Here is a 21,629-nt window from a genome sequence, read left to right as displayed (position 1 = left end):
TGATCCCATGACCGACGTCGTTCTCGCCGCAGTGCTCGGCGTGCTCGGCGGCGTCGTCCTGACGCTGCTGCTGCTGCTCGCCCGTCGGCTCGCCCGCGGGGCGACCGACCTCGGCAGCGACGCGGAGCAGGCGGCGCTCACGGCTCTGCATCAGGCGAGCCTCGCCGCTCCGCACCTGCGCGCGGGTCTGGCGGCCCCAGACGTGGTCAAGGCCGCGCGCCACCTGCGGGTGCTGCTCGGCAGTGCCGCCGTGGCGATCGTCAGCTCCGACGACACCGTCTCGTTCGACGGCTCGTCCGACGGGCTGGAGTCGGCGGCGGTCCGTATCGCGGCGCAGGTCCGGGCCTCCGGGCGTCGACAGGTGTTCCCCGCGTCGGGGCGCGACGACGACCTCGAGGCCGTCGGGGCGCCGATCCGCGTCGACGGCCGTGTGGTCGGCGTCGTCGTCGCGTTCGCGGCACCCGTCGGGGCAGCGCTCGTGCGGGCCGCCGAAGAGGTCGCCGACTGGTGCGCCGCGCAGGTCGAACTCGGGGTGCTCGACTCGTCGCGGACCCAGCTCGCCGAGGCGGAGCTGCGATCGCTGCGAGCGCAGATCTCCCCGCACTTCATCTACAACGCCCTCACGGCGATCGCCTCGTTCATCCTCACCGACCCCGAGCGTGCCCGCGAGCTGGTGCTCGAGTTCGCCGATTTCACGCGCTACTCATTCCGGCGACAGGGGGAGTTCACCACGCTCGCCGAGGAACTGGGCAGCATCCACTCCTACCTCGAACTGGAGCGCGCCCGCTTCGGCGACCGGCTGCGCGTGACGCTGCAGATCGCGCCGGAGACCCTCGCGACGGTCATCCCCTTCCTCTCCGTGCAGCCGCTCGTCGAGAACGCGGTGCGGCACGGGCTCGAGCCGGGTGAGGGCGGCGGCGAGATCCGCATCGCCTCACGCGACGACGGCACGCACACCGAGATCACGGTCGAGGACGACGGTGTGGGAATGGACCCCGAGGCCCTGCGTGCCACGCTCACCGCGAGCGACGACGGCGTGCACGTCGGCCTCCGCAACGTCGACACCCGGCTCCGTCAGCTCTACGGTGCGGACGGCGGTCTGGTGGTCGAGACGAACACCGGCGCGGGTACCCTGGTGCGCATGCGGGTCCCGAAATCTCAGCCGCAGCATGATCCGGACACCGACTGATGACGATGCCCACGAACAGCGCACCCCCGATCGACGTCCTCGTCGCCGACGACGAGAGCCCCGCGCTGGACGAGCTCGTGCATCTGTTGCGCACCGATCCGCGCATCGGCGAGATCCTCACGGCGTCGTCGGGTGCCGAGGCGCTGCGGCTGATGTCGGAGCGCGCGGTGCGGATCGCGTTCCTCGACATCCACATGCCGGGGCTCAGCGGCACCGACCTCGCGCGGGCGCTGATGACTCTCGCCGTGCCGCCGGCGGTCGTGTTCGTCACGGCCGACGACGCCAAGGCGGTGGAGGCGTTCGAGCTGCGAGCCGCGGATTACCTGCTCAAGCCCGTGCGGACCGCGCGGCTGCGTCAGGCGGTCGACCGCGTGGTCGAGCTCGGCGACACCGCGGCATCCGGCGACGACGAGATGCTGCCGGTCACGGTCGGCTCCGCGGTGCGGTTCGTGCGGCGCAGCGACGTGACCTGGGTGCAGGCGCAGGGCGACTACTCCCGGCTGCACACCGGCGACGGCGCGGGTCATCTGGTGCGCATTCCCATCTCCGAGCTCGAGATGCGGTGGACGGATGCCGGATTCCTGCGCATCCACCGCTCGTCGCTCGTGCGCATCTCCGCCGTGACCGAGGCTCGGCTCTCCGGCGCGGATGCCGCCGTCTCGATCGGTGGACTCTCGCTTCCGGTGAGTCGGAGGATGGTGCCGGCCGTGCGCGAGGCGTTGGTGCGCGGAGAGGGCGCGTGATGACCGAGAAACCGAAGCGGGTCCGCGTCACCGCCGATCTCCCCGACCGGCGCCCGGTGCCCCTGACCCGCGGCATCGCACTGCCCGGTGCCCCCGTGGACGAGGCGGATGCCGTCTACGCGCGGGCCCTGATGCGCAGCCAGCTCCGCCTCGCGCTGGGGACCGTCGCCGGGTTCGTGGTCGTGGTCGTCGCACTGACCCTGGCGATCGCGCTCATCCCCGAGATCGGGCGGATCCTGGTGTGGGGCCTGCCGCTGTCGTGGCTGCTGCAGGCGTACGCGTTCTACCCGATCATCGTCGTCTTCGCGGTGCTCTACGTGCGCACGGCCGGCCGCAACGAGCGCCGGTACCGGGCGCTGCGGGACCGCGAATGAACGCGGTGCTCGACCTCATCGGGGTCGCGCTCGTCATCGTCGCCACGCTGCTGATCGGCGTGTACGGACTGCGCATCTCGCGCACGACGGGCGACTTCTTCGTCGCCTCGCGCACGGTGCGACCGGTGTGGAACGCGTCGGCGATCAGCGGCGAGTATCTGTCCGCCGGCACGTTCCTCGGGCTGTCGGGCCTGGTGCTGCTCGACGGTGCCCGCGGCTTCTGGTTCCCGATCGGCTATGCCGCCGGCTACCTGCTGGTGCTCGCATTCGTCGCCGCCCCGCTCCGGCGCAGCGGCGCGTACACGATCCCCGACTTCATCGAGGCGCGGCTGGAATCGACTTCTGCACGGCGGGTGACCAGCATCGCGGTGCTCGTCATCGGCTGGCTGTACATAGTGCCGCAGCTGCACGGCGCCGGGCTCACCCTGCTCGTCGTCGCCGGTCTGCCGGAGTGGGTGGGGGCGGTGACCGTCGCGGTGCTCGTGGCGGCGGCGGTCGCGGCGGGCGGTATGCGGGCGATCACCTACGTGCAGGCGTTCCAGTACTGGCTCAAGCTCACCGCTCTCCTCGTGCCCGTGGTCTTCATCGCCTTCGCCCTGAGCGGGGGGCCGCACGACTTCGATCCGGCGCTCGTGTTCCCCGTCGAGGCCGGTCCCTCCGGCTTCGACGTGTACGAGACGGCCTCCCTCCTGCTGGCACTGCTGCTGGGCACGATGGGCCTGCCGCACGTGCTGGTGCGGTTCTACACGAGCCCGACCGGGGTGTCTGCCCGCCGCACGACCGTGATCGTGATCGGCATGGTGAGCGCGTTCTATGCGGTGTCGAGCACGATGGGGCTGCTGGCCCGCATCGCCGCTCCCGACCTCGCCGTGCCGGGTGTGGCGGACACGGTGGTGCTGCTGCTGCCCTCGCGGGTCTTCCCCGGGGTGGTCGGGGAGCTGCTGACCGCGCTGATCGTCGCCGGAGCGTTCGCCGCGTTCCTGGCGACCTCGGCCGGACTCGTCGTGTCGCTCGCGGGGGTGATCAGCCAGGACGTGTTCTCGGGCTCGGTGCGCTCGTTCCGCCTGTCGGCGGTGCTCTGCGCCCTGGTGCCGCTCGTGATCGCGCTGCTCACGGCGCCGGCGGGGCTCGGATCGAGCGTCGGCGTGGTGTTCGTGGTGGCGGCCTCGACGCTGTCGCCGGTGGTGCTGCTCGGCGTGTGGTGGCGTGGGCTCACCGCTCGAGGGGCCGTGGCCGGGATGGTGTCGGGCGGATTGGCCGCAGGTCTCGCGCTGCTCGTGCACGCGGCGGTCGGGGGAGTCGGCGTCGCCGCGCCCTACCTCGCGCAGCCGGCCGCCTGGACGATCCCGCTCGCCACGGCCGTGACGGTCGTGGTGTCGCTCCTCGACCCGCGGGGGCCGTCGCCACGCACCGACCGCTTCCTCGCGCGGGTGCACACCCCGGAGCGGTCCTGAGTCAGGGCTGGAACGCGCCTGAGTCAGCGGGCTGAGTCAGGACCGGGGAGTGCGCAGCGTCCAGGCCGGCCACCAGCCGTCGGGGAGACGCGCGAGGAGGTCTTCGGCATCGTCCAGCTCCTCGGCCGGGAACGACGGGTCGGGTTCGCCGCCGCCCGACCGTCCGCCCCCGTCAGGGGTGCGCAGCTCGGTATGCAGCCAGCGTCGCTGCCCGACGGGGAAGACCTCCCTCAGCCCTCCGGCGGCGATCGCGAGCAGGGTCTCCTCGAGCTGGTCGGCGACACTCTCGGCGGTCTCGTCGCAGGCATCGCAGGTGCAACTGGGCGCGTATTCCCGGGTCAGGGCTCCGGACTGGATGAAGACGGATTCGGCCGTCCCGGTGAGGGTGATCTGCGCCCCTGTCGTGGGCCGCAGGCGCCAGATGCGTGCCCCCGACTCGTCGGACCGTCGGTCGACATCGACGTCGTACCAGGTCCCGAGGTGGTCGACCAGGGCATCGACGACGCCCATCACCGGGGCGAACCGTTCCGGATGGGTCACCCGTGAGTAGGCGTCTTCCGGAGGCGAGCCACCAGCCCAGCGGGATCCGTAGGCGATGACACGGCCGGACTCGTCGACGAACTCCGGGATCGCGAGCGCCGGGCGCGTGAACGGCACCGGGGCGACGACGAAGTCGATGTCGACCTCTTCGCGCCGCAGGGCGTCGAGCTCCTCGGCGTCGCGGTCGGCCTGCGGCCAGGACGCGAGCATCTCCCGGAACGGCTCGCGCTGCTCCGGGTGCTCGATGATCCCCCTCAGCAGGCCGGCGACCGGGACCGAGATCGTCGAGGTGCCCACCTCGGGTTCGCTCGTGAAGCGCCACCTCGCCGCCGGATGCATCACAGCAATCGCGTTCCCCAGGAACCGTTCCGCCGCCTTCGTCGTCTCGGGGGCGTCGAGGAGCTCGGGATGCGCGGCCACGAAGTCCCAGAGGGCGCCGAGGTCGGCGGCGAGGACGGCGGGGTCGGTGCCGGCCTCACGCGCGAAGGCCTCGAAAAGCTCGAAGCCTTCGACGAATCGCGGGGGCGCGACCGGCTCGGGGCTCGGCCAGATCAGCATGGCGGACATGGCGTCCGGCATCGGCGCGAGCGCGCCCGGGAAGGTGTTCGACGTCGACATCGGGCTAGAGCTTCCGGCTGCGCGGCATGAGTCGCACGTCGGGGAGCGGCGGGGCCGGGATGCGCACGTCGTGACCCTCGACCGCGCCGAAGCGGGGCGACGCCGCTCCCGTCGCGGACTCCGCCTCCCACTCCTCGCGCGCGGCGACGATCTCGTCATGCGAGCGGCCGGCGAAGTTCCACCACATCACGATGTCGTCTTCGAAGGGCTCGCCGCCGAGCACGAACAGCAGGGCGCCCTCGCGGCTGGCCACCTCGACCTCGTCGCGGGAGTCGCCCAGGTAGAGCAGTCCGTTTCGGTCGAGCGGATGCTCGGCCACCACGGCATCGCCCTCGACGAGCATGAGCGCGTGCTCCCAGTCGCTGCGCAGCGGCAGGGTCACGCGGGAACCCGGGGCGAGCACGATCTCCGCACCGACGATCGGAGTGTGCACGGTCGCGGGCGAGTGCACGCCCGCGAACTCGCCGAGCACGACCGTGGCTTCGGCATCCGCTCCATCGTCAGCCGGGAGTGCGACGGAGGGCAGCTCGGTGTGGCGCTCGAACCCGGCCGCGCCGTGGCGGGCGGAATCCGGCAGTACGACCCAGAACTGCAGCGCATCGAGGGGGATGGGATTCTCGCCGATCGAGTACTCCGAGTGGGAGATCCCGTTCCCGGCCGTCATCAGGTTGAGCTGACCGCGGCGCAGGTCGGCGTCGCTGCCGAGCGAGTCGCGGTGGCGGATCTCGCCGACGAGCGGCCACGTCACCGTCTGCAGCCCGATGTGCGGATGCGGCTCGACCCGCATCTTGGTGTCGGCGGGACCGAACCGGTCGAGGAAGCACCAGGCGCCGATCGTCGGCAGGTTGCGGTGCGGCAGCGCGCGCAGCACGTTCATGCCGCGCACCCCGCCGAGCGGCACCTCGCGCGGCTCGAGGATGAGGCGGCGCTGCCCGATCATTCCGCTCGGCCCGTCGGGTCCTCACCCGCGGATCCGGCATGTCCCGCGGGGGTCTGCGGCCAGCGGATCTCGGCGCCCGGCACCTCGTGCGTCTCGAGATACTTGGCGATGTAGGGGCAGAGCGGGACGATCGCCTCACCGCGCTCCGTGGCATCCGCCAGTGCTGCCGCTGCGAGCTTCCCCGCCAGCCCGTGGCCCTGGAACGCCGGGTCGACCTCGGTGTGGATGAAGCGGATGCTCCCGGGGCGCAGGTCGAAAGCCGCGAAGCCCGCGAGCACGTCGTCGGAGCGGATCTCGTAGCGCGACTCTTTGTCGTTGCGAGTCACGGTGATGTCGGTCATCGGATGCTCCTTCGAACGGGGTGCCTCCAACCTACGCCCGCCGCGCGGGGTGGGCTCCTGTGGATGAGGCGCCGCCCGCGTCGGCGGGGGTCGTTACGCTGGAGGGATGCCGCAGACTCCCCGTGACCCGTACGCGGATCTGCCGTACGCCGACGAGCCCTACGACGACGGATGGGAGTCGTCCGCTCCTCCGGAGCCCATGGACTGGGAGCCGCAGGGCTCGGGCTACGAGCCGCCGCTCGATTGGGGACAGGGGCCGGTCACTCCGGTGGCCCCGGCTCCCTCCGCCGGCCGTGCGCCCGCCGTGCGCCACGCCACCCCGAGCCGCTATCCGACCGCGCGCGAGGCGCTGCACACGGTCTTCGGCTACGACGAGTTCCGCGGCGACCAGGCCGACATCGTCGAGCAGGTCATCTCGGGCGGCGACGCCGTCGTCCTGATGCCCACCGGCGGCGGAAAGAGCATCACCTACCAGGTGCCCGCACTCGTGCGTGAAGGCACGGGGCTCGTCATCAGCCCCCTCATCGCGCTCATGCACGACCAGGTCGACGCGCTGCGGGCCAACGGCGTCAACGCGGCCTACCTCAACTCCACGCAGGCGATCGACGAGCGTCGCGAGGTCGAGCGGGCCTACGTCGCCGGCGAGCTCGATCTCATCTACGTCGCCCCCGAGCGTCTGTCGAACGCGCAGACGACGGCGCTTCTCCAGCGCGGAACGCTCAGCGTGATCGCGATCGACGAGGCCCACTGTGTGTCGCAGTGGGGCCACGACTTCCGCCCCGACTACCTCACCCTCGGCGACCTGGGCGAGCGGTTCCCCGGGGTGCCGCGCATGGCGCTCACGGCCACCGCGACCGCGGCGACGCACAAGGAGATCACCGAGCGGCTGCGCCTCGACACCGCGAAGCACTTCGTCGCGAGCTTCGACCGCCCGAACATCCAGTACCGGATCGTGCCCAAGGTCGACCCGCGCAAGCAGCTGGTCGCCTTCATCAAGGCGCAGACCCCGGCGAGCGACGACGGCGCGCAGCCCGCGGGCATCGTCTACGCGCTCAGCCGCAAGTCGGTCGAGCAGACGGCGACCTATCTCGCCGCGCAGGGTCTCGACGCGCTGCCGTATCACGCGGGTCTTCCCGCCGAGGTGCGGGCGGCCAACCAGGCGCGCTTCCTCCGGGAAGACGGCGTGGTCATGGTCGCGACCATCGCGTTCGGCATGGGCATCGACAAGCCCGACGTGCGCTTCGTCGCGCACATCGACCTGCCGAAATCCGTCGAGGGGTACTACCAGGAGACTGGTCGTGCCGGCCGCGACGGCGAGCCCGCGGTGGCCTGGATGGCGTACGGACTCGGCGACGTCGTGCAACAGCGTCGACTCATCGACCAGAGCCCCGGAGACCGCACCTTCAAGATGCGGATGGGGCAGCACCTCGACGCCATGCTCGCGCTGTGCGAGACGGTCGAGTGCCGACGACAGAACCTGCTCGGGTACTTCGGCCAAGAGTCGCAGCCCTGTGGCAACTGCGACACCTGCCTCGACGACACCGAGACGTTCGACGGCCTCGTGCCGGCGCAGAAGCTGCTCTCGACGATCGTTCGGCTCAAGCGCGAGCGCAACCAGTCGTTCGGCGCCGGGCACCTCATCGACATCCTCCGCGGCGCCTCGACCGAGCGCATCCGGCAGCAGGGGCACGAAAAGCTCGCAACGTACGGCATCGGCAACGACCTCTCGGACCAGGACTGGCGCAGCGTCGTTCGGCAGCTGCTGGCCCGCGGCATCCTGGTCGCCCAGGGCGACTACGGCACCCTCGCCCCCGGGGAGCAGGCGGCGGGTGTGCTGCGCGGCGAGACCGCGGTGCCGCTGCGCAAAGACACGATCGGGCGTCCGACCTCTTCGTCGCGGGCGCGCAAGGCCAGTGCCGCCGATGCGCTGGATGCCGGGGACCGCGGCCTGTTCGAGGCGCTGCGCGCCTGGCGGGCCGAGACCGCTCGGGAGCAGGGTGTGCCGGCGTACATCGTGTTCGGCGACGCGACCCTGCGCGCGCTCGCCGAGCACCGGCCGGCTTCCCTCGCCGACCTCGACGGCATCACCGGCATCGGCGCCAAGAAGCGCGAGGCCTACGGCGAGGGCGTGCTGGCGGTCATCGCCGCCGCCTGACCGACGCCCTGAAGGGCGATCCTGTCGTGAGGTGACAACGTGAGGCCGGGGCATCCCGGCATTCGGTTGGAGGATGCTCACAGCGGAGTTCGCTCCGGTTTGTCGCAGACCTACCATGGGGACACCCCTACTTCCCTGGAGGAATGCCATGGTCGACGCTGCCGTCCGTCCTTCGACGACACCCGATGAATCGCCCGCGACCGCGCTCGCCCCGCAAGTCGATGTCGCCCGCGTCAACGATGCCCTGATGGGCACCTGGGGCGACGTGCGCCGTCAGGCGCGCGAGATGATCAAGGACTCGGCGTTCTGGCGCAAGGACGAGCTCGGCAAGGACGAGCACCGCGAGCGCGTGCTCAGCCAGCTGCACCTGCTGGTCGAGAACAAGGCCGTGCACCGGGCGTTCCCCAAGTCGCTCGGCGGCGAGGAGAACAACGGCGCCAACATCGCCGGCTTCGAAGAGCTCGTGGTCGCCGACCCCAGCCTGCAGATCAAGTCGGGCGTGCAGTGGGGGCTCTTCGGTTCGGCCGTACTGCAGCTCGGCACCGCGGAGCACCACGAGAAGTGGCTCCCCGGCATCATGGACCTCTCGATCCCCGGCGCCTTCGCGATGACCGAGATCGGCCACGGCTCGGATGTCGCCGCGGTCGGGACGACCGCGACCTACGACGCGGCGACCGAAGAGTTCGTCATCAACACCCCGTTCCGGGCGGCCACCAAGGAGTACCTCGGCAACGCCGCGCTGCACGGTGTCGCGGCGACCGTGTTCGCGCAGCTGATCACCAACGGCGTGAACCACGGCGTGCACTGCTTCTACGTGCCGCTGCGTGGAGAGGACGGCGTCGACCTCCCCGGAATCGGACGCGAGGACGACGGTCTCAAGGGCGGCCTCAACGGCATCGACAACGGCCGTCTGTCTTTCGACCACGTGCGCATCCCGCGCACGAACCTGCTCAACCGCTACGGTGATGTGGCCGCGGACGGCACGTACTCCAGCGCGATCGACAGCCCCGGCCGCCGCTTCTTCACGATGCTCGGAACGCTCGTGCAGGGCCGCGTGTCGCTCGACGGTGCCGCATCCTGGGCCTCCGCGCTCGGCCTGCACATCGCGATCACCTACGCCACCCAGCGTCGCCAGTTTGACGGCGCGGACGGGCAGGAGGTCGTGCTCATGGACTACGGCAAGCACCAGCGCCGTCTGCTCCCGCGTCTGGCGACCACGTACGCGCAGATCTTCGCGCACGACGAGTTCCTGCAGAAGTTCGACGCCGTCTTCTCGGGGCGCACCGACACCCCGGCCGACCGCGAAGACCTCGAGACGCTGGCCGCCGCTCTCAAGCCGCTGTCGACCTGGCACGCGCTCGACACGCTGCAGGAGGCTCGCGAGGCCTGCGGCGGTGCCGGCTTCATGTTCGAGAACCGTCTGGTGGGCCTGCGCGCCGACCTCGACATCTACGTGACGTTCGAGGGCGACAACAACGTCCTGCTGCAGCTGGTGGGCAAGCGTCTGCTGACCGACTACGCCAAGCAGTTCCAGGGCAAGGATGCCGCGGCTCTCGCGAAGTTCGCGGTCGGGATGACCGCGGGCAAGCTGTTCCACGGCGCCGGGCTCCGTCAGCTCGGCCAGGCCGTCTCCGACTTCGGTCAGGTCAGCCGGTCGGTCGAGCGGGGCCTCCGCGAGGAGCAGCAGCACGATCTACTCGCCGGACGCGTGCAGCAGATGGTGGCCGACATCGCCTCCCGCCTGCGCCCCGGGGCGAAGGACAAGGCCCTCGGCGCCCGGCTGTTCAACGAGAACCAGGCCGAGCTGATCGAAGCCGCTCGTGCGCACGGAGAGCTGCTGCAGTGGGAGGCGTTCACCGATGCCGTGCACCAGATCGATGACGCCGACACCAAGAAGGTGCTCACGTGGCTGCGCGACCTGTTCGGTCTGCAGCTCATCGAGAAGCACCTCGCCTGGCACCTGATCAACGGACGCCTGTCGACTCAGCGCGCCGCGGCCGTGTCGAGCTACATCGACCGGCTGTGCGCGCGGCTGCGCCCCCATGCCCTCGACCTGGTGAACGCGTTCGGCTACGAGCCCGAGCACGTGCGGGCGCCGATCGCGAGCGGCATCGAGAAGCAGCGCCAGGACGAGGCTCGCGCGTACTACGCCGACCTCGCCGCCACCGGCAAGGCCCCGATCCAGGAGAAGGCGCTCAAGAAGAAGCAGCGCTGATCTGTCGGGGGCGGGGCGTCGGTCAGGATGACCATTTCGTGAGGTCGATGCCGCGCTCCTCCGCCAGCGCCTGAAGGTGCTCGGCGGAATCCGTCTCGACGCAGACGCACGCCTGCAGCCCCGCGGCGTCGTCGTCGCGCAGCAGGTAGTAGCTGTTCGCGTCGGTCAGCAGTCTGCCCTCGGCGTCGCGGAACAGCCAGCGCACCTTCACCAGCACGAGTCGATCGGACAATTCGTTCGCGTCGAGGAGCTCGTGCCCGACGGAGGCGAGGCCGAGCTCCCGGTACAGGGGATAGGACTGCTTCAGCCCCGCGACCATCTCCTCCCGGGTGTCCAGGACGCCGGAGACCCGGTCGTCGGCGATCATGCCGGGCGTCGACCACAGCTCGACGGCGGCTTCGGCGTCGAACTCCGTCAGGGATGCCGCATAGCGCGCGAGGTACTGTTCGATCCGGTCGGTGTGGATGCTCATGATGTCGAGGGTACGGACCGTTCGCATCGACCGTCAGGGGCCTTGACGGCAGCGGGTGCGTAGGGTGGATCGCGCCACCAGAAGAAGGAGTCCCCGTGACCCGTGTCAACGCCTACGCCGCACCCCGCGAAGCCGCCCCGCTGGAGAAGACCGTCATCGAACGGCGCGAGCTCGGGCCGTCCGATGTGCTCATCGACATCGTGTTCGCCGGCATCTGCCACTCCGACATCCACACCGTGCGCGGCGACTGGGGCCCGCAGAGGTACCCGCTCGCTCCGGGGCATGAGATCACCGGGACGGTCGCCGCGGTGGGCGATGCCGTGACCCGGCACGCGGTCGGCGACCGCGTCGGCGTCGGATGCCTGGTGAACTCGTGCGGCGAGTGCCGCAACTGCCTGCGCGGCGAGGAGCAGTACTGCACCGAGGGTGCGGTGCAGACCTACGGCAGCACGGACCGCGACGGCACCGTCACGCAGGGCGGCTACTCCGAGCAGGTCGTGGTGACCGAGAAGTTCGTCCTGCGCATCCCGGATGCCCTGCCGCTGGATGTCGCCGCGCCCCTGCTCTGCGCCGGCATCACGACCTACTCGCCGCTGCGGCACTGGAACGTCGGCCCCGGCACTCGCGTGGCCGTCGTCGGCCTCGGTGGGCTCGGGCACATGGGCGTGCAGATCGCGCACGCACTCGGCGCCGAGGTGACCGTGCTCTCGCAGACCCTGAACAAGAAGGACGACGGCCTGCGGCTCGGCGCCCACCACTATCGCGCCACGAGCGACCGGGAGACCTTCCGCGAGCTGCGCTCCTCGTTCGACGTGATCCTCAACACCGTGAGCGCCGTGATCGATGTGCGCTCGTACCTGAGCCTGCTCGACGTCGGTGGCGCGCTCGTCTGCGTCGGCGCGCCCGCCGAACCGCTGTCGGTCGGGGTGATGTCGCTGATCGGCGGCCGACGCTCGCTCGCCGGCAGCAACATCGGCGGCATCCGCGAGACGCAGGAGATGCTCGACTTCTGCGCCGAGCACGGTCTCGCCGCCGAGATCGAGGTGATCCCGGCCTCCGAGATCAACGCCGCCTACGAGCGCGTTCTCGCGTCCGACGTGCGGTACCGGTTCGTGATCGACGCGGCCACCTTCGCCTGAATTTCGGCATTATACGCCTTAATCTCGGTATAGGGGTCGGCTCCGATCTCCGTTGTGTAACATTACACACGGCCACCGCCTCGAGGTGTGTCGACGAATCGGAGATCGGAGATTGCATGTGCCCTGGTTTTGGTCGGCGAGAGTTCATCGGCTTCGCGGTGGTGTCGGCGGCATCTGCCGCCGTGCAATTGAGGCTTCCGGCAACTGATCCGACAGCTCATCGCGCTCTCGGTGGGGGCCCGCTGCAGACTGCGGTCGATGGGGCTGCACCGGCACCCACCGTCGCGAAGCCCACCGACGAGGCCACCCAGAAGTTGAATGCGCTCCGCACGAAATTCACGGTGCCGACGACGGAGCTTTCGGATGTGGCCGGGACCATCTCTGCCGACGGGAAGACCCCGATCGGCGCGGTCGCTGTCATGGATCTCGCGGCGGCCTATGCCAAGGACACGAATGTGTCGTGGAGCAAGGCGCTGCAGTTCAGTGTTGACGCGAATGCTCACAACGCGGCCGACACCGACCCCGACGCGGGCTCGGACAGCGGCAAGGCAGCGGTCCTGAATCGCGCACTCTTCGCGAACGCGTCGAACTGCCTGAAGCTGTGCGCGACGGGGATTCTAGGGAATGCGGAGTACACCAGCTCTGTGACGGCCGGCGGAGTAGCGGGCGGTGAATACAGCTTCCCCGTGTATCCGTCGGATATGACTTACATCGTCAACGGCACGACCAACACACCTGGTGCCGGTCAGGCCGGGGCGTTGCGAGACCTGAGCAGCGCGCTGTCGAACCGCGCGGTCGTCTGCGACTACAGCAACTTCTGCATCGGGGCGACCAACTCGCTGGCGTCCACGTCCGGGGGGAAGACGCCGCCGTCGCAGCAGTGGGCGCAGACGCTCTTCGACGCACGCTCGACCACCGGATATCAGAACTACCTTCGCGAGGTGAACGCCGACGACTCCCTCCGAGACGCCGAGAAGTACTGGCATGCCAAAGAGTCCGAGACACTGAGCATCCTCAACGAGGGACTCTCGCTTCGTGTGGGCGCAGTGCAGGCGAGCGCGTACTTGGCCACACCCTTCGACGACATGCTCGCCGGCAAATACCCGGATCCGGTCGCCGCCTACGATCAGACCATCCAGCACTACATTCTCGCGAAGGCCCAGGCGACCGTCGCCGGGTCTTCGTCGTCGAGCGTGAAGAGCGTCCTCGCATCCTTCGATGCCCTCCTCACCCTGTTCACCGAGAAGCCCGAGGATGTTCCCGGACTCGAGCAGAGCGTGGCGATCAGGAACGTCTTCATGCGGCTCACCTCGTTCGAGTACCTCGGCAAGTCGAGCGGGATCTTCACGGACGATCAGATCAATGAGGCCCTCGGCGCCGGGGGAAAGCTGATCACCGACAACACGACCGTCAAGGCGAAGTTGAGCAATGCGTTGCTCGCGTTCAACAGCAGTGGGATCCTCGGCAGCATCTCGGCGGTGATCGGAGTCACGCGACTCGTGCTCGAGTCCCTGCTGCTCCACGATGCCATCGGCAAAGGCGAGGTCTCTCCGGCTCAGGCCCTCGGCTTCACCGCGCGCATCGTCGCTGTGTACTCGTCGTTCGGAGCGCTCAGGAACCTGACGATGTCGTTCCTGACGGCGGCTCCGACAGCGGCGCGCACAGCGGCTCGGATCCTCAGTTGGAACACTGTCTCCCCGGAGATGTATGAGATGACGACGGGAGCGATGTGGAGCGCGGCGAGGCCCGCTGCAGACATCCCGACGGAGGCGCAGGCGGCGTCGACCAGCTTCGCCGACGCGATGTCCAGCACCTCCGGCAAATTCGTCGATACCGCCGAGGACACGGTGACGGTGTTCTTCACACAGGCCTCGGCGGACGCCGGTGCCAAGGTGCCTTCCGCTCAGCGTGCCGTCGCCACGCAGGCGCTCAGCAGCTCGGTCGAGGCTGCGAGCACACGCATCGTGGAGCAGGCGGCCATCGAGCAGGGTGCCACCCTTGCGAAACCGTCCGCCTCCCTGGCGTCGAAGGTCTTCACCGCGTCGCTCGCGGGGGCGGGGCTCATCGCGGATCTGCTGTTCGTGAGCTCGGACATCGCCGCGATCGTCGCCGGCGGCGGCATTGTCGGGGCTTCCACCTGGCTGTGGCTCGTCTCGGATGGTATCGCCGTCGTGGCGTCAGGAATCGGAGTGGGGATCGCCATGTCCTTGTTCACGGCATCCTCGCTCAACTTCGTCGCGCTCGGACTCACGCTCGCGGCGGCGATCATCGGGCTCATCGCCGGCGCGATCAGTCTCCCGAACGTCGCGAAGCAGACCAGGGATGAGATGACAGCGACGTTCCAGCGCCTCGAGAACGACGGCTATCTGCGGGAGTGGGGCCGCAAGATCGCCTTCATGGCGGTGTACTTCGACGCCCTCAGCCAGGAGGAGCCCGTGCGCTTCGTCGATCCGTCGAAATCGCTCTTCGATGTGCAGGGGAAGGCGTTCGAGATCTTCGCGACGTCCACAGGGGCGACGGACTGGGACAAGTTCAAAGAGTGCCGGAGCAGCCTCGTGGGGGTGGCATAGCCCTCGGCGCATGTCATGTCCGCCGCCGCGGATAGCCTGGGCGGATGACCTCTCTTCTCACGGGCCCGGACGCCCGCGACCGCTGCGCCTGGGTGGGCGACGACGTCGAGTACCGCCGCTACCACGACGAGGAATGGGGCGTGCCCCTGCACGGCGACCGTGCCCTGTTCGAGAAGATGGCGCTCGAGGGCTTCCAGGCCGGACTCTCGTGGATCACGATCCTGCGCAAGCGTCCGCGGTTCCGAGAGGTGTTCGCCGGGTTCGAGCCCGAGGCGGTGTCGGAGTTCGATGAGGCCGATGTCGAGAGATTGATGGCGGATGCCGGCATCATCCGCAACCGCGCCAAGATCCTGGCCACCATCGGCAACGCCCGCCTGGTGCGCACGATGGCGGAGGGCGAGCTCGACGAGCTGATGTGGTCGTTCGCACCGCCGGCATCCGACACCCGTCCGGCGTCGTTCGCCGAGGTTCCGGCGGTCACGCCGGAGTCGACGGCGATGAGTAAAGAGCTGCGTCGACGAGGGTTCCGTTTCGTCGGGCCGACCACCATGTATGCCCTCATGCAGTCGGCCGGGATGGTCGACGATCACATGGCAGGATGCTGGCGCGCGTAACGGAGGGTGATGGGGATATCTGCCCATCGAGTGATATTCCGCGACGCGGTTAGGATGTACGAGTGCTCAGCGACCAGTCGGGCCTGCGCATGAGTAATCGGAGAGTGTGACCCTGGGGGGGAACCGGGCATGAAGGCCTTGTCATGGATGCGCGCGCGACCCAAGACGCTGGCGTCCGCCGCCGGCGTCACCGTCGGCGTCATCGCCATCACGACCATGGCCTTCACCTATGAGGGCTTCCCGACCACCAAGGTCGACCTGAACGACGGCGGCGTCTGGATCACCAAGACCTCGAGCCTGCTCGTCGGGCACTTCAACAACGAGTCCACGATCCTCGACGGCGGTCTGCGCACCACCAGCGAGAACTACGACATCCTCCAGGCCGCGGCCAACGTGCTCGTCGTCGACCAGAGCGCGTCCACCGTGACCGCGATCGATCCGGCCCGGGTCTCTCTCGGCGACTCCACGATCATCCCCTCGTCGGCCAAGGTCGCGATGGGGGCGAACACCGCGGCCATCCTCGACGAGAAGTCCGGCGACCTCTGGGTCGTACCGGTCAAGGGCATCGCCTCCTTCGAGATCGAGGCGGCCGAGCCGGTCGTCGAACTCGGCGAGAACTCCGACGTCACGGTGGCCGAAGACGGCACCGTCTTCGCCCTCTCCGGCGAACGTGGCGAGGTCGTCACTGTGCCCGTCGACAACGAAGGCGCTCCGGGAGAGACGGCGACCTCGTCGGTCGGCGAACTCGACCTGTCGGTGCGCCCCACCATCACCGCCGTCGGACGCACGCCGGTCGTGTTCGACGAGGCGGCCGGAGTCGTCACGACGCCGGGAGGCCTCCGCACCGAGGTCGAGGGCGCGGCGGATGCCGTGCTGCAGCAGGCGTCGGCCGAGACCGACGCCGTCGCGATCGCCACCCCGACCGCGCTCGTGCGCGTGCCGCTCGACGGCAGCGAACCGGAGCAGACCTCCGCGGGCGGCGAGGGCACGGCTGCGGCACCGGTCTGGCTCCGCGGCTGCACCTACGGGGCCTGGGCGGGGTCGGCGACCTTCATCCGCGAGTGCCCGGGTGACAGCAACGACGTGAACGCCCCGATAGACGGCGCCGAGGAATCCGCCAGCCTGACGTTCCGCGTCAACCGCGACGTGATCATCCTCAACGACGCGGTGGGCGGCGCCGCCTGGATGGCCAACGAGAGCCTGCAGCGCGTCGACAACTGGAACGACCTGACGCCGCCCGAGGGCGAGACGGAGAACCAGGAGGACTCCACCGAGGAGACGGTCGAGACCACGCTCCCGGAGCGTAGCGAGGAGAACACGCCTCCCATCGCCGAAGACGACTCCTACGGCGTGCGCCCCGGCGCCACGACGCTGCTGCCCGTGCTCGACAACGACAACGACCCCGATGGCGATGTGCTCGTCGCGGCGCTCGCCGAGGCGCAGCCGTCCATCGGCACCGTGCAGCCGATCAACAACGGCGGCTCGCTGCAGATCACCGTCGGCGAGAAGGCCTCCGGCACCGCCAGCTTCACCTACGAGGTCGACGACGGCCGCAAGGGCAAGGACACTGCGGTCGTCTCCCTCGCGGTGCACGACTGGAGTGAGAACGCCGGCCCCACGTCGAAGCGGAAGACCTCGCTCGCGGTCGAGACCGGCGGCACGATCTCGTACAACATCCTCCCGGACTGGATCGACCCCGACGGCGACGACATCTACCTCAAGGAGGTGCTCGCCGCCCCCGGCGACGAGGTCGACTTCAGCAAGGACGGTCAGATCACCTACAAGGCGACCGCGAGCCTGCAGGGGCGCAAAGACGTGCAGGTCACCGTCGCCGATGCCTTCGGCAAGCTCGGCACCGCGACCATCGCCCTCGACGTGCGCCCGCAGGGCTCGACGAACCCCAAGACCAACGCCGACCACGTGATCACACGGGCCGGTGAGCAGGTCACCGTCGCCCCGACCGCGAACGACACGAGCACCTCCCGCGAGCAGCTGCGTCTGAGCCGGGTGCTCGACACCCCCGGGGCGACGATCGTGCCGAACACGCCGAACAAGACCTTCTCGTTCATGGCCGAGAAGCCGGGCGTCTACTACGTGCAGTACCAGGTGACGACCGGTCCGAAGAACGGTGAGGGCATCGTCCGCGTCGACGTGATGCCCGAGTCGGAGACCGATCTGCCTCCCATCGCCGTCCGCGACGTGGCACTACTCCCCACCGGCGGCGACGTGCTGCTGGGCGTGCTCAACAACGACACCGACCCTGCCGGCGGCATCCTCGTCGTGCAGTCGGTTTCACTGGAGCCGAGCAGCGGCATCTCGGTCTCGGTCCTCAACCACGAGACGCTGCGGATCACGGATCAGGGCGCCCTCGAAGAGCAGGTGCGCGTCAAGTACCGCATCTCGAACGGGTCCAAGTCGGCCGAGGGCGAGGTCGTCGTCATCCCGATCCCGGCCCCGGACGAGCTCCTGCAGCCGATCGCCAACCCCGACACGGCGACCGTCCGCGTCGGCGATGTCGTGACGATCCCGGTGCTCGACAACGACACGCACCCCAGCGACGACGTCATGCACGTCGAGCCCGAGCTCATCGAGCCGTTCGTCGACCCCGAAGACGGCGAGGCCTTCGTCTCGCAGGACACCGTGCGCTTCAAGGCGGGCCCCGAGGCCAAGACCGTGTACCTCACGTACGAGGTCGCCGACTCGCGCCAGCAGAAGGCCGCCGGCTACGTCACCATCCAGATCCTCCCCATCGACGAGGAGAACAACGCGGCTCCCCGTCCGCAGGACCTCGTCGCCCGTGCACTCGCCGGCACCGAGGTGAACATCGCGGTGCCGCTCGACGGCATCGACACCGACGGCGACTCCGTCGAGCTGGTCGGCATCGAATCGAGCCCCAGCAAGGGACGCATCACGAACGGTCCGAACTACTTCACCTACGAGGCCTCCGACGGGGCGTCCGGTGTCGACGTGTTCAAGTACCGCGTGCGCGATCGGCTCGGAGCAGAGGGCGTCGCGACCATCCGCGTCGGCATCGCCCCGGCCGAGCAGATCAACCAGCCCCCGTATGCGGTGAAGGATGCGGTGGTCGTGCGACCGGGCCGCGAGATCGCCGTGCCCGTCCTCGCGAACGACTCCGACCCCGAGGGCGACAAGGTCTCGCTCCTCAAAGACGGCCTCGAGCTCCCGGAGGGCTTGGAGGCCCGTGTCTCCGGCGACCGGGTGCTCGTGCAGGCGCCGAACGGCCCGACCGAGACCTCGCTGCAGTACACCGCCGTCGACGCCCGCGGGGCCGAGGCGACGGCGACCCTGCAGATCACCGTCGACGAAGACGTTCCGCTGCGCGCGCCGGTCGCACGCGACGACCGGCTGCAGCCGGTGGATCTGAAGGACGGTGGCCTGAGCGCCGACCTCGACATCCTCGCCAACGACGAGGACCCCGACGGCACCACCGACAGCCTCGCCGTCGCGATCGGCGAGGGCGGCACGCAGCTCGAGAACGGCAAGGTGCGCGTCACCGTCACCGACGAGCTGCAGCTGATCCGCTACACGCTCACCGACCGCGACGACCTGCAGGCATCGGCGTTCATCTTCGTGCCCTCGCGCGCCGACCTGCGCCCGACGCTCACCTCGACGAAGCCGCTCGAGGTCGTCAGCGGCGAGACCGAAGAGGTTCCGCTGTCGAAGTACGTCACCGTCGCCGGCGGTGGTGACGTGGTGATCACTGAGAAGGCGAAGATCAGCGCGAACCACGCCGACGGCTCCGACCTGCTCAAGGACGCGAAGACCCTCGTCTACACCTCGGCCAAGGGCTTCTTCGGACCGGATTCGCTCACGTTCGAGGTGACCGATGGGGATGGGCCGGACGACCCCGAGGGACGCAAGGCCACGCTCAGCATCCCGATCAACGTGCTGCCGCCCGAGAACCAGCAGCCCACCTTCGTGCAGGGGCAGGTCAACGTCGCCCCCGGCGAGCCGGCGACCTCGCTCGACCTGGCCGCACTCACCGACGATCCCGATCCCGAAGACGAGGGCAAGCACGACTACTCCCTCGTCGGCGGCGAGGAGAAGGGCATCTCCGCCCGCATCGACGGTGACGACAAGCTCGTCGTCGAGGCCGCGTCGAACGCCAAGAAGGGCACCGCCGTCACGCTCAAGATCCGCATCTCCGACGGCACGACCGAACCGGTCGAGGGCACGGTCGAGGTCATGGTCACGGCGTCGACGAGGCCGATGCCGGCGGCGAACACCGACACGGTCGCCGAAGCGGATGCGGGCAAGACCATCACCGTGCCCGCCCTCGCGAACGACTACAACCCGTTCCCCGAGACGCCGCTGAAGATCGTGACCGCGGTCGCGGAGTCGGGTTCCGGCGAGGTCACGTTCACCGACAGCGAGGTCACCGTCACCCCGAACGAATCATTCGTGGGAACGCTCGTCGTCCGCTACCGCATCCAGGATGCGACCGAGGATGCCGACCGCGAGGTCAACGGCCAGATCGTCGTCACCGTGCAGGATGTGCCGGATGCGCCGGGCGTCCCGGTCATCGCGAGCGTGCAGGACCGCACGGTCGTGGTGTCGTTCTCGGCGCCATCGAACAACGGCGCCGAGATCACGAAGTACACCGTGAAGTCGGTCGGTGGCAGCGCGTACACCAAGGAGTGCCAGTCGACCACCTGCACGCTCGACGGTCTCACCAACAACGTCGAGTACACGTTCCAGGTGACTGCGACCAACCGCGTCGGCGAGTCCGATCCGTCCGCCCTTTCGGCGCCCGCACGCCCCGACGCGCGTCCGGACACCCCCAACCCGCCGACCCTGAAGTTCGGCGACAAGTCGCTCCAGGTGTCGTGGGTCACCCCGACCACGCCGGGCTCGCCCGTCGATCGGTACACGCTCGAGATCTCGCCCGCGCCGCCTTCCGGCGTGACGCAGAAGGAGGTCACGGGCAACTCGATCACGTGGGAGGGGCTGGAGAACGGCTCGGACTACCAGGTGAAGGTGCAGGCGCACAACAAGGCGCCCGACCCCTCCAGCTGGAGCGGCTGGTCGGGCTCCGAGATCCCGGCCGGCCCTCCGCTGGCACCGGCTGCCCCGACGACGGTCGAGCTCTCGCCCGTCGGCAACCAGGCGCAGATGCAGGTGAACTGGGCGGCGCCGGACAAGAACGGCGACGCGATCCGCGGCTACCGGCTCGAAGTGCTGCGCGGCGGCGCCGTCGTGCGCACCATCACCCCCGGCCCCGAGGCGACGAGCCAGGCGGTCGTCGTCGACACCTCGGAGACGGCGTACACCTACCGCATCCAGGCCTACAACAAGGCCGGCTGGGGTGACATGAGCGCCCCGTCGGCACCCCGCCGCGGCGTGATCGCTCCCGGAGCGCCGACGAGCCTGCGAGTCACGCAGGAGCTCGACCGCGCACTCGTCATCGACTACCGTCCGGGGTCGAGCGGTGGCGCGTCTTCCGGCGAGATCTTCTACGAGTACCGGCTCAACGGCGGCAACTGGAACGCTTTGCCGGGCAACAAGACCATCGGCGGACTCACGAACGGCCAGAACTACACGGTCGAGGTACGGGCCGTCACCCGCCTCCTCACAACGGACTTCGCGGGGTCGAGCTACGCCGGCGCCGTCTCGAACTCGGCGACGGGCAACCCGCACGGAAAGCCGCACCCGCCGGCCGTGAGCGCCGAGTCGCTCGAGAGCCAGGTGCGCCTGAACTGGAACGCGAACGGCTCGCCGAACGGGCGCGACATCCAGGTCGTGCAGATCAGCATCGACGGTGGCGGGTGGCAGAACCAGGGGATGGTCGGCTCGGTCAACGTCGGCTCGTACAGCGAGTACCACAGCATCAAGGCCCGGGCGATGGACAACACCGGCGCGTGGTCGGATGAGAGCGCTGTCGCCGGCAACACCGCGCAGGCGAAACCGCAGCCGCGCTGGTGGGCCTCGCAGGGGGTCGACTCCCGAAACTGCAGTCCCGACACGTGCTACTACCTGAACCTGAATACGGCGAACGTGCCCGCGGGCACGTACATGATCCGCTGCCTCGACAACGGCCAGCCGTACCGCTCGTCGTCCGGACAGGTCTCGACCTACAACCGCTACAACGTGCCTGCCAACGGCACGATCCAGCTCTCGTGCTGGCACGGCGGCATGGGCAGGACGCTGCAGGCCGACATCCAGGGCATCGGCGCATCCGAAGGCACCAGCTGGCCATAGGCCATCGCTCCCGCCACACGAATTCCCCTACGACAAGGAACCCCAC

Annotated in this window: 14 protein-coding genes; 10 read left to right on the top strand and 4 right to left on the bottom strand. The window is 69.3% G+C overall.

Features of this window, described 5'->3' with window-relative positions; genetic code table 11:
• Nucleotides 1–7: 7 nt before the first annotated feature.
• Genes ACIOTO_RS04390 through ACIOTO_RS04375 form a run of 4 tightly spaced genes read left to right on the top strand, consistent with a single transcriptional unit; the run spans nucleotide 8 to nucleotide 3,760 of the window.
• Complete coding sequence (locus tag ACIOTO_RS04390) at nucleotides 8–1,189, top strand: sensor histidine kinase (protein ID WP_400856727.1); 1,182 nt, start codon at nucleotides 8–10, stop codon at nucleotides 1,187–1,189.
• A gap of 5 nt (nucleotides 1,190–1,194) precedes the next feature.
• On the top strand, nucleotides 1,195–1,932 hold the full coding sequence (locus ACIOTO_RS04385) for a LytR/AlgR family response regulator transcription factor (RefSeq protein ID WP_400856724.1): 738 nt from the start codon (nucleotides 1,195–1,197) through the stop codon (nucleotides 1,930–1,932).
• Complete coding sequence (locus ACIOTO_RS04380) at nucleotides 1,932–2,306, top strand: hypothetical protein (protein ID WP_029261300.1); 375 nt, start codon at nucleotides 1,932–1,934, stop codon at nucleotides 2,304–2,306. Before ACIOTO_RS04385 ends, ACIOTO_RS04380 begins: the two co-directional genes overlap by 1 nt.
• Nucleotides 2,303–3,760 (top strand): cation acetate symporter, encoded by a 1,458-nt coding sequence (locus ACIOTO_RS04375; protein WP_400856722.1) that lies wholly within the window; start codon nucleotides 2,303–2,305, stop codon nucleotides 3,758–3,760. The genes ACIOTO_RS04380 and ACIOTO_RS04375 overlap by 4 nt, the downstream gene beginning before the upstream one ends.
• Nucleotides 3,761–3,796: 36 nt before the next feature.
• On the opposite strand, the gene ACIOTO_RS04370 is transcribed toward ACIOTO_RS04375, so the two are convergent.
• From ACIOTO_RS04370 to ACIOTO_RS04360, 3 genes are read right to left on the bottom strand one after another with little or no spacing between them, the layout of a single operon-like run.
• Complete coding sequence (locus ACIOTO_RS04370; protein WP_400856720.1) at nucleotides 3,797–4,918, bottom strand: DUF6226 family protein; 1,122 nt, start codon at nucleotides 4,916–4,918, stop codon at nucleotides 3,797–3,799.
• A 4-nt stretch (nucleotides 4,919–4,922) separates the two neighbouring features.
• A complete protein-coding gene (locus ACIOTO_RS04365) occupies nucleotides 4,923–5,858 on the bottom strand; it encodes a pirin family protein (RefSeq protein ID WP_400856719.1) in 936 nt (311 codons plus the stop codon).
• On the bottom strand, nucleotides 5,855–6,199 hold the full coding sequence (locus tag ACIOTO_RS04360; protein ID WP_091032379.1) for a GNAT family N-acetyltransferase: 345 nt from the start codon (nucleotides 6,197–6,199) through the stop codon (nucleotides 5,855–5,857). Before ACIOTO_RS04360 ends, ACIOTO_RS04365 begins: the two co-directional genes overlap by 4 nt.
• A 106-nt stretch (nucleotides 6,200–6,305) precedes the next feature.
• Here ACIOTO_RS04360 and recQ point away from each other — a divergent pair, with 106 nt between their 5' ends.
• Together recQ and ACIOTO_RS04350 are read left to right on the top strand one after the other, a co-directional pair.
• Entirely contained in the window at nucleotides 6,306–8,354 is a 2,049-nt protein-coding gene (gene recQ, locus ACIOTO_RS04355) for a DNA helicase RecQ (RefSeq protein WP_400856717.1), read from the top strand.
• A 148-nt stretch (nucleotides 8,355–8,502) separates the two neighbouring features.
• Nucleotides 8,503–10,569, top strand: a complete 2,067-nt coding sequence (locus ACIOTO_RS04350) for an acyl-CoA dehydrogenase (protein WP_400856716.1) — start codon at nucleotides 8,503–8,505, stop codon at nucleotides 10,567–10,569.
• Between the two features lie 22 nt (nucleotides 10,570–10,591).
• Here the strand turns inward: ACIOTO_RS04350 and ACIOTO_RS04345 are convergent, their stop codons facing one another.
• Nucleotides 10,592–11,041, bottom strand: a complete 450-nt coding sequence (locus tag ACIOTO_RS04345) for a hypothetical protein (protein WP_400856715.1) — start codon at nucleotides 11,039–11,041, stop codon at nucleotides 10,592–10,594.
• Between the two features lie 95 nt (nucleotides 11,042–11,136).
• Here ACIOTO_RS04345 and ACIOTO_RS04340 point away from each other — a divergent pair, with 95 nt between their 5' ends.
• The 4 genes from ACIOTO_RS04340 to ACIOTO_RS04325 all read left to right on the top strand — a co-directional run bounded on the left by ACIOTO_RS04340 (nucleotide 11,137) and on the right by ACIOTO_RS04325 (nucleotide 21,583).
• Nucleotides 11,137–12,180 carry an NAD(P)-dependent alcohol dehydrogenase gene (locus ACIOTO_RS04340; protein ID WP_400856714.1) on the top strand — a complete coding sequence of 348 codons (1,044 nt, stop codon included), beginning with the start codon at nucleotides 11,137–11,139 and terminating at the stop codon, nucleotides 12,178–12,180.
• Between the two features lie 365 nt (nucleotides 12,181–12,545).
• Nucleotides 12,546–14,750 carry a hypothetical protein gene (locus ACIOTO_RS04335; protein ID WP_400856713.1) on the top strand — a complete coding sequence of 735 codons (2,205 nt, stop codon included), beginning with the start codon at nucleotides 12,546–12,548 and terminating at the stop codon, nucleotides 14,748–14,750.
• A 44-nt stretch (nucleotides 14,751–14,794) separates the two neighbouring features.
• Entirely contained in the window at nucleotides 14,795–15,364 is a 570-nt protein-coding gene (locus ACIOTO_RS04330; protein WP_400856711.1) for a DNA-3-methyladenine glycosylase I, read from the top strand.
• Between the two features lie 129 nt (nucleotides 15,365–15,493).
• Nucleotides 15,494–21,583 carry an Ig-like domain-containing protein gene (locus ACIOTO_RS04325; protein ID WP_400856709.1) on the top strand — a complete coding sequence of 2,030 codons (6,090 nt, stop codon included), beginning with the start codon at nucleotides 15,494–15,496 and terminating at the stop codon, nucleotides 21,581–21,583.
• Nucleotides 21,584–21,629: the final 46 nt, after the last annotated feature.

It is taken from the genome of Microbacterium sp. NPDC087592 (assembly GCF_044743585.1).
Taxonomy (GTDB): Bacteria; Actinomycetota; Actinomycetes; order Actinomycetales; family Microbacteriaceae; genus Microbacterium.
Note: the sequence above shows the minus strand (reverse complement) of the source record. Positions and strands in the feature narration are given on the sequence as shown.

Excerpts from the sequence above, each read along its gene's own strand:
- ACIOTO_RS04360 (WP_091032379.1), bottom strand. The coding sequence starts at position 6,199 with ATGACCGACATCACCGTGACTCGCAACGACAAAGAGTCGCGCTACGAG.
- ACIOTO_RS04370 (WP_400856720.1), bottom strand. The coding sequence starts at position 4,918 with ATGTCGACGTCGAACACCTTCCCGGGCGCGCTCGCGCCGATGCCGGAC.
- ACIOTO_RS04350 (WP_400856716.1), top strand. The coding sequence starts at position 8,503 with ATGGTCGACGCTGCCGTCCGTCCTTCGACGACACCCGATGAATCGCCC.
- ACIOTO_RS04325 (WP_400856709.1), top strand. The coding sequence starts at position 15,494 with ATGAAGGCCTTGTCATGGATGCGCGCGCGACCCAAGACGCTGGCGTCC.
- ACIOTO_RS04330 (WP_400856711.1), top strand. The coding sequence starts at position 14,795 with ATGACCTCTCTTCTCACGGGCCCGGACGCCCGCGACCGCTGCGCCTGG.
- ACIOTO_RS04385 (WP_400856724.1), top strand. The coding sequence starts at position 1,195 with ATGCCCACGAACAGCGCACCCCCGATCGACGTCCTCGTCGCCGACGAC.
- recQ (WP_400856717.1), top strand. The coding sequence starts at position 6,306 with ATGCCGCAGACTCCCCGTGACCCGTACGCGGATCTGCCGTACGCCGAC.
- ACIOTO_RS04390 (WP_400856727.1), top strand. The coding sequence starts at position 8 with ATGACCGACGTCGTTCTCGCCGCAGTGCTCGGCGTGCTCGGCGGCGTC.
- ACIOTO_RS04375 (WP_400856722.1), top strand. The coding sequence starts at position 2,303 with ATGAACGCGGTGCTCGACCTCATCGGGGTCGCGCTCGTCATCGTCGCC.
- ACIOTO_RS04365 (WP_400856719.1), bottom strand. The coding sequence starts at position 5,858 with ATGATCGGGCAGCGCCGCCTCATCCTCGAGCCGCGCGAGGTGCCGCTC.
- ACIOTO_RS04345 (WP_400856715.1), bottom strand. The coding sequence starts at position 11,041 with ATGAGCATCCACACCGACCGGATCGAACAGTACCTCGCGCGCTATGCG.
- ACIOTO_RS04380 (WP_029261300.1), top strand. The coding sequence starts at position 1,932 with ATGACCGAGAAACCGAAGCGGGTCCGCGTCACCGCCGATCTCCCCGAC.